Raw genomic sequence first — 11,997 nt, forward strand, 5'->3', positions numbered from 1 at the left:
CTCATCCTCCCCTGACGCGCAATTCATCGTCACTCCCCCGGAATATAGTCCGCCGCCACCAGCGCCAGATCGCGGTATCCCCGCTCTTTCAGCTGCTGCGCCGCGCGGCCCGCGCGGATGCCGCTGGCGCAAACCAGCACGATACGCCCCGACGCCGGTGGCTGCCAGGCGGCCAGCTCGGCGGGCAGGATGCGCTGAGCCTGCGCGGCCACGCTCACCGGGGCTTCTTCCAGGCTACGCAGCTCCACAATGCAGTCTTCCGCCGTCAGCATCTGCGCGTCGAGGAACGGGATGATGGCTTCCGTCGGTTCCGGCGCGCCGTCAAAGCGGAACTGGCCGAAGCGCCAGTTCACAAAATCACAGTTCACCATGCAGCCCAGCGGTGATGGTTCCAGACCGAGCAGCACGCTGAGGGTCATCTGCGCCTGTAGCGCGCCCAGCGTGGCTACCGCAGGCCCCATCACCCCCGCCGTGCTGCAGTTGGCCGCCGAGGACGGCAGCTGCGGGAACAGCGCACGATAGCTCGGTGCCCCGGCGCAGAATCCGCCGACGTAGCCCTGCCGCCCCAGAACCGAGGCGGAAATCAGCGGCAGGCCACGGCTGAAGCAGGCGTCGGAAAGCAGCCAGGTGATGGCGAAGTTATCCGCCGCATCCACCACGATATCCATATCGCGCAGCGCATGATCCAGACTGCTGCCGGACAGGCGGATATCAACGGCTTCCACCTCGCATTCCGGGTTCAGCGCGTTCAGCGCCCGGCGCGCCGCTACGGCTTTCGGCTGGCCGACATCCTGCATGGTGAACAGCGTCTGCCGGTGCAGGTTATGCACCTCCACGCGGTCGTCGTCGCAGACGCGCAGAAAGCCGACTCCGGCCCCGGCCAGCTGCGGCAGCAGCGTGGCACCCAGGCCGCCCGCGCCGACCACCAGCACCCGCGCCTGCGCCAGCTTCTGCTGCCCCTGCGGGCCGATCTCCGGCAGCATGGTCTGCCGCTGGTAGCGATCCATCAGTTAAACTCCGCCAGGCCGAAGACCGGGGTTGAGGCCGCCGCCATATCGCGGCGCTCCATCGGCCCGGCCAGCAGCGCCTGCTGCCCGGCGCGGATCGCATCGCGGAAGGCGCTGGCCATGCGCACCGGGTCCTGCGCTTTCGCTACGGCGGTATTCAGCAGGATCGCGTCAAAGCCCATCTCCATCGCCTGCGCGGCCTGGCTCGGTGTGCCGATCCCGGCATCCACCACCAGCGGCACGTCCTTAAACCACGCGCGCATGGTGCGCAGCCCTTCAATATTGCGCAGCCCCTGGCCGGAACCGATCGGCGCGCCCCACGGCATCAGTACCTGGCAGCCCGCCTCCAGCAGCTTCTCGCCCAATACCAGATCTTCAGTGGTGTAGGGAAACACCTGGAACCCCTCTTCGCAGAGGATACGCGCCGCTTCCACCAGCCCGAACGGGTCCGGCTGGAGCGTGTCGGCATGGCCGATCACTTCCAGCTTGATCCAGCGGGTGTTGAACAGCTCACGCGCCATATGTGCCGTGGTGACCGCCTCTTTCACCGTGTGGCAGCCTGCCGTATTCGGCAGCACGCGTTTGTTCAGCCGGGTCAGCAGATCGCGGAATGCCCCACCCGCTCCGCCTTCGCGACGCAGGCTGACGGTAATAATCTCGGTGCCGGAGGCTTCAATCGCCTGGCCTAAAATCTCCGGCGACGGGTAGCCCGCCGTGCCCAACAGAAAGCGTGATTCAGGTGCGTAATCGTAAAAGTTCATCTCAGCCCCCCTGCATCGGTGACAGCACTTCAATCTTGCTGCCTTCGTTAATTGGCGTGGCGTCATACAGCCCGCGGGGGACAAAATCGCCGTTCAGCGCGCAGGCCACGCAGCTGCGATCGATCTGCTGCTCGTTAAGCAGCGCCGTCAGGGTCGCGGCCTGGGTTTCGGTCGCCTGACCGTTCAGTAAAATGTGCATCAGCGCGTCTCCTGCGACAGCTGTTGGATAAGATTTTGCGCCACGATCGGTGCCAGCAAAAAGCCGTGCCGGTACATGCCGTTGACGTGGAAGGTGCCGTCGCGATAACGAATATCCGGCAGGTTGTTCGGGTAAGAGGGGCGCAGGCCGCTGCCGGTTTCAATCACCCGCGCTTCGGCCAGCGCCGGGTCGATGGTGTATGCCGCGCTCAGCAGTTCCATCAGCGCGCGGGCGCTGATCGGGCTGGCGTCGTTGCTTTCCACCATGGTGGCACCGAGCATAAAGCGCCCTTCGCTGCGCGGCACAAGGTAGCAGGGAAAGCGCGGATGCAGCAGGCGAACCGGGCGTGAAAACTGCACCTCATCGCTTTGCAGGATCAGCATCTCACCGCGCACGGCGCGCAGTTCCGGCAGCTGAGGCGCGGCGTGAATCCCGCGGCAGTCGATAATTTTGCCCGTTGGTTTGCCGTGGTGGATCTCCACGCCCGCGGCCAGCAGCGTCTGCCGCAGCTCCTGCATCGCCTTGCGCGGGTCAAGGTGCCCTTCGCTGGGGAAAAACAGCCCGCGTGCGAAGCGCCCGGCCAGACGATCCTCCACGCTGCCCGGGTCCACCCACTCATGGCCCTGGGTCATTCTGGCAAAGCGGTTCAGTTCCATGCTGTCGCGCGGTGGCGCGATCACCAGCGTACCCTGACGCTCCACGCCGCTGACGTGCGCCTGCCACCAGTCGGCGGAGCCCTGCCCCAGCCTGACCACCTCTTCCGGCGCGCCTTCGCCCTCGCAGAACGGCGCGAGCATACCGCCCGCATAGTGCGACGCGGGGCAGTGTTCCTCAGAGGTGATGATTTCCAGCTTTTCTCCGGCATCGGCCAGCGCAGTAGCCACGCACAGCCCGGTCACGCCGGAACCCAGGATCGACCAGTGGCTCACGATGTCGCCTCGGCGAAATATTCAGGGAGAGTTGTTATAAACGTCATACCGGCCTCTCAGATAACTAAGAAGACCCGCGATAATGAGAAGGGAGAGTATCGGCGTTCGGCGGCTGCGATCTGCCCGATAAGGCGTGCGGTGAAGCGGCACGACAGGTCTTCCTACGCCAGTATCAACTGGGTCAGGTTCTAAGGGTCGCTGAGCCGCAATAAATCGCAATCAGCCTCTCAGTCTCTTCGGCGAGACTCCCCTGACAGAGACTTTTTTATTGCATCCTGAGCGCAACCGCAAGCGTTTAGGTGGATTTATTTCGACGACCGTTTTCACCAGATGAAAATAGAGTGCCGGATTCAGCATTTTGCAAAGTGCGGGGCAGGCAACACAATTGCCCGATGCTGAAGGATTTTTCAGTGCGCCTTTCCCACATCAGGTCTGAACGGATGGACACCATGACGAAACCGGCCATATCGCATATCGCTTTCCTTACTCCCGGGAACTACCCGGACCACGCCCCGCTACAGGGGCTGGAAGAGACCCTGCAGCTGTTCGAGCTGGGTGAATCGCTGGGCTACAACGGCGCCTGGATTCGCCAGCGCCATCTGGAGCACGGCGTCTCCTCGGCGAGTACCTTTCTGGCCGCCGCCACGCAGCGCAGCCGGCATATTGAGCTGGGCACCGCGGTGATCCAGATGGGCTATGAAAGCCCGTTTCGGCTGGCGGAAGATTTACTGACGGTGGACGTGCTGTCCCGTGGACGGCTCAACGTGGGCCTCAGTGCCGGGCAGCCGAACCACCTGGAACTGATCGGCCCGGCGCTGTTCTCCGGCGACTGGCGGCAGGAGGATTTCTCCTACGATCGAGTTCGACGCCTGCGGGATAACCTCAGCGGCCGCTGGCTGGCGGATGAAAATACCCTGATTGCCTCGCCGGGCAACCAGCAGCGCCCGCGCCTGCATCCCGACTCGCCGGGGCTGGTTAACCGCCTGTGGTACGGCGGCGGCTCGCTGAAATCGGCGGCCTGGGCGGCGGCGAACGGTTTTAACATGCTGATCGGCAATTTGACCTCAGGTGAAGAGACGAACAATTACTATGAGGCGCAGCTGGCGCAGATTGCCACCTATCGTAAAAACTGGCCCGAAGATGCCCCGCGTCGGCCGCGTATCGCCGCAGGCCGGGTCATTGTTCCCATCGACAGTGCGGACACCCCAACCCGCCGCCGCTACGCGGAATTTGCCGCCAGCCGCTATGAACGCACGCTGACGCCGCAGGGGCCGCGCCGTACGCTGTTTTCACAGGATATCGTGGGCGATGCGGAACAGATCCTGGAACGTCTGTTTAACGATCCGATCCTGCGCGAAGTGGATGAACTGAGACTGGAATTGCCCTATGAGTTCACCGCAGACCAGTATCGCCAGATTATCAGCGACTTCGCCACGCTGATTGCCCCCGAGCTGGGCTGGCGCCGCCGTGTAAACCGTGAGGAAAACATCGACATGGCTCTCTGAGCCATGATTTCCATCACAATTACGCATGTAGTGCCAGCAAAACCCGGGACCGCATTGGAATGATGCAATCTCTTCACTATCATTAAAAATTATTTTCATGATGACAGCAGTGAAGATCGACCAGTCAGAGAGAGGAATCGTGATAGTCTGACGGGGTCAGCAGCCATCAACTCTTTAATGCGAATCCAAACCATGAGTGGGACCTTCAGTAACGATGATGTCAGACGCCTGGCTGCCCTTGAGATGCTCAAATCTGAAGATGCTATCCGCGATGATATTTTGCAAAAATTCACCCTGCTCGCCAGCGATCTGCTGGCGTTCCCGGGCTGCTTTGTCTCGGTTCTGGATAATGAAAATCAGTATATTAAGGCCGCCTGCTGCCTGGATGTGCCGCAAAGTTCGCTGCATGACGCCTTCTGCCGCCAGGTGGCGCTCAGGGATTCGCTACTAATCTGTAGCGACACGCTGCTCGACCCGCGTTTCAGCCAAAGTCCCTTCACGCTGGGCGCGCCTTTCATTCGATTCTACGCGGGTATACCCCTCTACACGCGGGAAGGCATTTCGGTGGGAACCCTGTGTATTACCGATACCCGGCCGCACACCATTGATGAACATCAGTCAACGATGCTGGAGCTGCTGGCGGGCCTGGTCAGCGGCTATCTTGATGCCTGGTACACTGCGGGTTACAAAGATGTGGTCACCCAGTTGCCCAATCGCCAGCGGCTGCTGAAGGATATTGGCCTACTGCAGCGTGCCTCCAGCTTCGATCCGCTGACCCTAACGCTGATTGACTGCATTGATATGCCGCGCGCCTATGAAATCGCCCGCTCGATGGGGATGGATGCCGTAGAAACACTGCTGAAAGCCCTGACCGCAACGGTACGTTCCCGGCTGCATCTGAGCGAAGAGGACGTGCTGTACACCGTCGCTACCGGTCGTTTTGCTCTGCTCAGCCGAAAGAACAGCGCGGTTAACGCCAGGGCGCTCAGCGATCGGCTGGAACATATTCGTGCTCAGGTGCTGGGCGATATCACCATTGATGTGAAAATCTACGTCGGTGAGGTGAGTTTTGTGCCTGCCACCTCTCAGGTCACAGAGGTGCTGCGCCAGGCGGTCAGCGCCCTGCATGAGGCTATCAGCCAGAAGCAGACGGCGATGGCCTATAACGCCGACAGCGATAACCGCCGCAATCTCAATTTTCAGCTGTTAAACGATCTGGCGCTGGCGCTGCGCGGCAGCCAGGGTTTGTACCTCGTGTATCAGCCGCAGCTCTGCCTGCACACCGGTAAGCCGGTCGGGCTGGAGGCGCTGCTGCGCTGGCAGCATCCGGTTGCCGGCAATATCTCCCCCGCCGAGTTTATCCCGCTGGCGGAACACACCAGCCTGATGGATGAACTGACCGACTGGGTGATTGACCACGCCCTGATGCAGCTGCGGGTCTGGCGCGAAAAAGGGCTAAATCTGCCGGTATCGGTTAATCTCAGCGTCAGCGACTTCTCCCGCCCGGAGTTTGCCTGCGATCTGGCAGAGAAAACCCGGCGCGCGGGTTTACAACCCGGCGATCTGACCCTTGAATGCCTGGAAACTCAGCAAGTGCTGGAAAGCACCGACGCCTGCCGGGGGCTGGATATGCTCAAGCAGCGCGGTTTTCGCATTGCGCTGGACGATTTTGGTTCCGGCTACAACAACATTAATACCCTGCGCCGCATACCTATCGATGTGATTAAACTGGACCGTTCGCTGATCCAGCAGCTGAACTGCGATCCGGCCTGCGAAGTGATTGCCCGCCATATGATCACCATGCTGAAAGAGCTGAACTACGTGGTGCTGGCCGAAGGCGTGGAAGATCTGCAAACCCTGGCCTCGTTGCAGCATCTCGGCTGCGACGAAATCCAGGGTTTCTATTATTCCCATCCCCTACCGCCGGACAAGCTGGAACACTGGTTCAGCCATATGGCGGTGTAACGTCAGGGCTGTTCAATCCATACGGTCTGCGGGTTGGTAAACTCGCGCAGGCCAAAGTGCGACAGCTCGCGACCGAAACCGCTTTTCTTCACGCCGCCGATCGGCACGCGCGGGTCAGAGAAGCTTGGCGTGTTGATAAACATCCCGCCGGTTTCAATGCGCGACGCCAGGCGTTGTGCGGCCTCCAGATCGCGACTCCACAGGCTGCCCCCCAGACCAAACTCTGAATCATTGGCCAGCGCCACCGCATGTTCGGCATCATCCGCCACAATCAGCGAGGCCACTGGGCCAAACAGTTCCTGCTTAAAGCTGGTCATTGCGGGCGTGACGTCGCTCAGAACCGTCGGCGCATAGTAGTTACCGTCGCCCGGCAGCACGTGGCCGCCCAGCAGCAGAGTGGCACCCTCTTTCAGCGTGGCCTGCACCTGCGAATCCAGCTCATCGCGCAGATCGTAGCGCGCCATCGGACCAATCCACACCCCGGCTTCACGTGGGTCGCCAATTTTCATCGCCTTCACCGCAGCGAGGAATTTGCCGCGGAAGGTGTCAAACACCGCTTTCTCCACGATGATGCGTTTCGCCGAGATGCACAGCTGGCCGTTATTCATAAAGCGACCGGCAATCGCCCCTTTCACTGCCGCATCGATATCGGCATCCGCCAGCACGATAAAAGCATCGGAGCCGCCCAGCTCCAGCACGCATTTCTTGATGGCGGCTCCGGCCAGCGCGGCAATTGCCGATCCGGCGCGCACGCTGCCAGTCACGGTTACGGCTTTAATACGGCGATCGTTAATCGCCTGCGCCACGCCGTCGTTATCGGCATTAACCACCGCAAACAGCCCTTCCGCCACCCCGGCATTGCTCAACACCTGCTGTAGCAGCAGTGCGCAGCCGATCACGTTCGGGGCCGGTTTCAGCAGATAGCTGTTGCCCGCCAGCAGAATCGGTACCGCGCCGCGCAGCACCTGCCAGATCGGGAAGTTCCACGGCATCACCGACAGCACGGCACCCAGCGGCAGATAGTCAACAAAGGCTTTGTTACCTTCGACGGTGGTCGGTTCACGTTTCAGGAAGTCTGGACCGTGCTGCGCGTACCATTCACACAGCTTCGCGCTTTTCTCCACTTCGGCCAGGCCCTGGTCGATGGGCTTACCCATTTCAGTCGTCATCATCTCCGCCAGCGCACGGCTCTGTTCGCGCAGCCCGGCGGCAACAGACAACAGCAGCTGCACGCGTGCACTCAGCGGGCTGGTGCGCCAGTGCTGGAAAGCGCTGTCGCTTTGTGCCAGTGCGGCATCCACGTCGGCCCGGCTGGCGAAAGGATAGCGGGCCACCACGTCACCCGTGGCGGGGTTGCGGGAAACGGCAGAATTTACGTCAGTCATGTTGTGCACCTTCTCGGTCATTCGGTTCGACATAGCACCCAGCGGCTCAGGCTGAAATGCGGCATGGGGTCAAGGATAAGCTTGTCACTCTTTCTTTAAAAATGAATAATAATGAAAGTTACTTACTCAAATCGAGAATGATATGGATCTGACCCAGTTGGATGTCTTCCGCGCGATTGCCGAAGAGGGCAGCATTACCGCCGCCGCCGACAGGCTGCACCGCGTGCCGTCAAATATCTCTACCCGCCTGCGCCAGCTGGAAGAAGAGCTGGGCTGCGAACTGTTCCGGCGGGAAAAACTGCGGCTGCACATCACCGACAGCGGCCGCACGCTGCTGGACTACGCACGGCGCATTCTGGCGCTGGCCGATGAGGCGAAGCTGAGCGTTTCCGGCCAGCATCCCAGCGGCGTCTTTACCCTGGGTGCGATTGAAAGCACTGCCGCGGTGCGCCTGCCGCCGCTGATTGCCCGCTACCATCAGCAGTGGCCACAGGTGGAGCTGGATCTCTCCACCGGACCTTCCGGCGATATGATTGACGGGATTTTCTCTGGCCGCTACAGCGCGGCGTTCGTCGACGGGCCGCCGAAGCATCCGCAGCTGGAGGGCGTACCGGCCTTTAGCGAAGAGCTGGTACTGATCGGCGCGCTGAATCATCCGCCGGTGCCGGACGCCGCCAGCATTTCCGGCTCAACGATTTACGCCTTCCGTGCCAACTGCTCCTATCGGCGGCTGTTTGAAAACTGGTTCGCGCGGGAAAACGCCGTACCGGGCAAGATTTTCGAAATGGAGTCGTATCACGGCATTCTGGCCTGCGTCAGCGCAGGCGCGGGGCTGGCGCTGATCCCGGCCAGTATGCTGGAGAGTATGCCGGGGCGCGACAGCGTTCAGGCCTGGCCGCTGGGTGGAGGGATGGGCAATATTGAGATTTGGCTGGTGTGGCGCAAAGGCACACACTCAGCCAATTTAAAAGCGATGAGCGAAATGCTGCAACCCTGACCAGCGGCGGGCAACGTCCAGCAGCACCTGAGCACCGGCGCTGACCGCCTCCGGCTCTGCCCATTCTTCCGGCGCATGGCTGATGCCCGCACGGCAGGGAATAAAAATCATCGCCGAGGGGCAGATCGTCGCAAGATAGCGTGCATCGTGACCGGCAGCAGAAAGCACTGAGAGCGCCGGATAGCCGCGCTCACCGGCGAATGTCGCAATGGCCTGCTGGAGTTCGGGGGAAAAGGCGTTGGGTGCCGCTTCGCTCAGGCGGGTGAATTCAATGTCACAAGGTGATGCCATGTCGTTCATCAGCCGTTCGGCTGTCGCCGTCAGCGCCGTTAACTGCCCGGCGTCGGGGTGGCGCAGATCGATGCGGAAGGTCAGGCCATCCGGGATCACCGACGGCGCGTTAGGCTGCATCTCAATCCGCCCTATCGTCAGCATCACCGCCGGATCGGCCTCGCCCACCTCCTCGTAAAGCCGCTGCGCGATGCCGCTGAAGCTGCGCAGGACATCGCGCCGCTGCGCCATCGGCACGGTGCCCGCATGGCCGCGTTCACCGCGCAGCGTCACCTGCCAGGTCACTTTGCCCTGAATCCCGCTGACCACGCCGATGGTGGCACCCGCGCGTTCCAGCTGCGTCGCCTGTTCGATATGCGCCTCCAGATACGCCGCCGGGGGATGGGGGCAGGCATAAAGAGCCAGCGGCACCGCCCGGTGCAGCGCATCCAGCGCCTGGCCGACGGAGCAGCCCGCCTCGTCGGTCACGGCACGCACCGCCGACAGCGCGCGCGCCCCGGCGAACAGCGATGAGCCCATCATCCCCGGTGCGAAACGCGATCCTTCTTCATTCATCCACGACACCGCCACCACATCGCAGGCGGGTTGAAGGCCCCGTTCACGAAACACCGTCAGCACTTCCAGCGCGGCCAGCACGCCATAGACCCCGTCAAAGCGACCGCCGGTCGGCTGGCTGTCAAGGTGGCTGCCCAGCAGCAGCGGCGCTGCCCGGCGATCCTTGCCGGGTAGAATAACAAACAGGTTACCCGCCGCATCGCGGCGGACCTCCAGATCGCTGGCCTGCGCCCAGTCAATCATCAGCCGCCAGCTTGCCGCTTCTTCCGCGCTGAGCGCCTGACGATTCACCCCGTCACCGGCAATGGCGCCTATCTGCGCCATACGCATCAGCCGCTGCCAGAGCCGTTCAGCGTTAATTTTCATGACGTTACCCTCAGTCGGTGCGCATAATCTGCGCCGGATTGGCACGCGGATCGCGCACGCCCCATTTACCCGCCTCAACCTGCGCGAAAAACTCCGCCAGCAGCTGGTTAAACAGCTGCGGCTCCTCCAGATTCAGGGTGTGGCCGGTTTTCGGCAGGATCGCCAGACCGGCGGCGGGCAGGTGTTTTTTCAGGTACAGGCCGGGTTGCAGACAGTGATCGTCCTCGTCACCGACCATAATCAGCACCGGCAGCATCAGCGCCTGAATCTGCGCTTCCAGCTGGTAGAACGCCGGGCGACGCGCCTGTACGCCGCGCATGGTCAGCGAGGCCCCCAGCGAGTCGTGTTCCGCCAGCCGGTCGGCAAAGCGCTGCCAGCCGCGCGGATCTTTGTTCTGGAACTGCACGCGGCTGGCCCCCAGCGCATAGGTCGGCGCAAACTGTTTTGCCCCCTGGCGGGCAAAGTTTTCCCCCACCTGTAACGAGACCTGGCGGAAATACGCTTCGGTTTCCGGCTCGCAGCCGTAGCCTGCCCCGGCGACGGTCAGCGACAGCGCACGTTCGGGCGCATTGAGGCCAAAATGCAGCGCGGCAAATCCGCCCATTGATAGCCCGACGATATGCGCCTTTTCAATGCCCAGCCCGTCCAGCACGGCCAGCGCATCATCCACCGCCCGCTGTTGGGAGTACGCCTCCAGATCCTGCGGCACCGAGGACGGCGGATAGCCGCGCGCCGCATAGGTGATGCACTGGTAGCGGCGGCTGAAGGCGTGGATCTGCGGCTGCCAGCTGTCAAAACTGCCGCCAAATTCATGAATAAACAGTATCGGGATGCCTTCCCCGCTGGTTTCAACCCACAGCTCAACCCGATCGTTAGTGGTAATAAACATGGTTCGCTCCTCAGAATGGTTGGCGGAACTGCTGCAGCTGCGCGGCCTGGGCTACCATCTCCGGCAGCAGAGCGGCGAATTTCTCCGCCCATTCAGCCGGAACGGTGGTGCTGACTTTGATAAAGCGATCGCCAAAGGTAGCGGTGTGATAACCGCCGTGGCGGATCTGAATGCCCTGCTGCAGATAGCACTCCACCAGCGCTTCGGGCCGGATATCGGCACCGGTGACATCGATCACCAGGAAGTTGCCGCCGGAGGGATAGACCGGCAGCGACAGCCCCGGCACGGCGCTGACCGCCTCGGCAATACGCGCTTTATTGCGTTTGTCCGCCGCCAGCAGCGTGGTCATCCATTCCCCTTTCACTTTTAAACCCGCTTCCGCCGCGCGCTGCGCCGGAACGCTAGCTCCCAGCACGCCGCCGTTGTACGGTGCCAGCTCCGCCAGCAGCGCCGGAGCGGCAACCAGCGCGCCGACCCGCAGGCCCGCCAGCCCAAGCCATTTTGAAAAGCTCACCGACATCACCACCTGTTCACTGTCCAGCCCCAGCGCGGCCACGTGCTCCGGGGCAAAGTCGCGGTAGGTACAGTCGTGGATCAGCAGCGCATTATGGCGGCGGGCGATGTCGATAAACGCCTGTAGCTCTTCCCGGCTGTAGTGAATGCCCAGCGGATTGTTCGGGTCGACGAGATAGATCAGCGCGGTGCTGTCGTCTACCGCCGCCGCCAGCGCGTCCGGGGTCAGGCGATAGTGGCAGTCGGGGTTCCAGATCGGAATTTGAATAACTTCAGATCCCATCTGCTCAGCGAACTGGCAGGGCCATTTCCAGCTGGGATCGGTGGTAACAAAGGTGGTGCCGGGGCGGCAGCGGGCGCGGCACAGCGTCGCCAGGGCATTCACCCCGCCGTCGGTGACCATCGCCGTCACACCGGCAACCCCAATGTCGGCGACAATAGCGCTACGTAGTGACTCAAACCCCAGCGGCGGCGCATAGGCACTGAATTCGGTGGCGGCCACCGAATTATGCAGCGCGGCCAGCACCTCGGGATGCGGCGGCAGATGGTTGGTGTTCTGCCCCATCCAGATCAGCCCTTCGGTGGCAAACAGCCGATCGAACCAGGCATTACGCGTATAGATATCTGACATGCTG

At 62.0% G+C, this 11,997-nt stretch carries 11 protein-coding genes and 1 riboswitch; of the genes, 3 read left to right on the forward strand and 8 right to left on the reverse strand.

The annotated features are described in order from the left end of the window. Positions 1–29: 29 nt before the first annotated feature. Genes IBT47_RS03715 through IBT47_RS03730 form a run of 4 tightly spaced genes read right to left on the reverse strand, consistent with a single transcriptional unit; the run spans position 30 to position 2,896 of the window. Positions 30–1,007, reverse strand: coding sequence for a HesA/MoeB/ThiF family protein (locus IBT47_RS03715; protein WP_200559215.1), 978 nt, complete (start codon positions 1,005–1,007; stop codon positions 30–32). Then, a complete protein-coding gene (locus tag IBT47_RS03720; protein WP_200559216.1) occupies positions 1,007–1,768 on the reverse strand; it encodes a thiazole synthase in 762 nt (253 codons plus the stop codon). The genes IBT47_RS03715 and IBT47_RS03720 overlap by 1 nt, the downstream gene beginning before the upstream one ends. Before the next feature lies 1 nt (position 1,769). Then, a complete protein-coding gene (thiS, locus tag IBT47_RS03725) occupies positions 1,770–1,967 on the reverse strand; it encodes a sulfur carrier protein ThiS (protein ID WP_105591974.1) in 198 nt (65 codons plus the stop codon). Beyond that, positions 1,967–2,896, reverse strand: a complete 930-nt coding sequence (locus IBT47_RS03730) for an FAD-dependent oxidoreductase (protein WP_200559217.1) — start codon at positions 2,894–2,896, stop codon at positions 1,967–1,969. The genes thiS and IBT47_RS03730 overlap by 1 nt, the downstream gene beginning before the upstream one ends. 141 nt (positions 2,897–3,037) lie before the next feature. Then, a riboswitch (TPP riboswitch) is annotated at positions 3,038–3,158 on the reverse strand. Between the two features lie 187 nt (positions 3,159–3,345). Here IBT47_RS03730 and IBT47_RS03735 point away from each other — a divergent pair. Further along, positions 3,346–4,401 (forward strand): LLM class flavin-dependent oxidoreductase, encoded by a 1,056-nt coding sequence (locus tag IBT47_RS03735; RefSeq protein ID WP_200559218.1) that lies wholly within the window; start codon positions 3,346–3,348, stop codon positions 4,399–4,401. 177 nt (positions 4,402–4,578) lie between these two features. Beyond that, positions 4,579–6,366, forward strand: a complete 1,788-nt coding sequence (locus tag IBT47_RS03740) for a sensor domain-containing phosphodiesterase (RefSeq protein ID WP_234471682.1) — start codon at positions 4,579–4,581, stop codon at positions 6,364–6,366. Positions 6,367–6,368: 2 nt separating this feature from the next. Here the strand turns inward: IBT47_RS03740 and IBT47_RS03745 are convergent, their stop codons facing one another. Next, the gene (locus tag IBT47_RS03745) at positions 6,369–7,751 is read right to left on the reverse strand and encodes an NAD-dependent succinate-semialdehyde dehydrogenase (RefSeq protein ID WP_370569855.1); all 1,383 of its coding nucleotides are present in this window, start codon (positions 7,749–7,751) and stop codon (positions 6,369–6,371) included. Between the two features lie 142 nt (positions 7,752–7,893). On the opposite strand from IBT47_RS03745, the gene IBT47_RS03750 reads away from it, so the two are divergent. Further along, positions 7,894–8,748 (forward strand): LysR family transcriptional regulator, encoded by an 855-nt coding sequence (locus tag IBT47_RS03750; protein WP_200559221.1) that lies wholly within the window; start codon positions 7,894–7,896, stop codon positions 8,746–8,748. Here the strand turns inward: IBT47_RS03750 and IBT47_RS03755 are convergent. From IBT47_RS03755 to IBT47_RS03765, 3 genes are read right to left on the reverse strand one after another with little or no spacing between them, the layout of a single operon-like run. Then, positions 8,716–9,960, reverse strand: a complete 1,245-nt coding sequence (locus IBT47_RS03755; protein WP_200559222.1) for a M20 family metallo-hydrolase — start codon at positions 9,958–9,960, stop codon at positions 8,716–8,718. The genes IBT47_RS03750 and IBT47_RS03755 overlap by 33 nt on opposite strands. A 10-nt stretch (positions 9,961–9,970) precedes the next feature. Further along, positions 9,971–10,849, reverse strand: a complete 879-nt coding sequence (locus tag IBT47_RS03760; protein WP_105591991.1) for an alpha/beta fold hydrolase — start codon at positions 10,847–10,849, stop codon at positions 9,971–9,973. Positions 10,850–10,859: 10 nt separating this feature from the next. Beyond that, the gene (locus IBT47_RS03765) at positions 10,860–11,993 is read right to left on the reverse strand and encodes a pyridoxal phosphate-dependent aminotransferase (RefSeq protein WP_200559223.1); all 1,134 of its coding nucleotides are present in this window, start codon (positions 11,991–11,993) and stop codon (positions 10,860–10,862) included. Positions 11,994–11,997: the final 4 nt, after the last annotated feature.

The sequence above is a fragment of the Erwinia sp. S43 genome, from assembly GCF_016624745.1.
In the GTDB taxonomy this organism is placed as follows: Bacteria; Pseudomonadota; Gammaproteobacteria; order Enterobacterales; family Enterobacteriaceae; genus Erwinia; species Erwinia coffeiphila.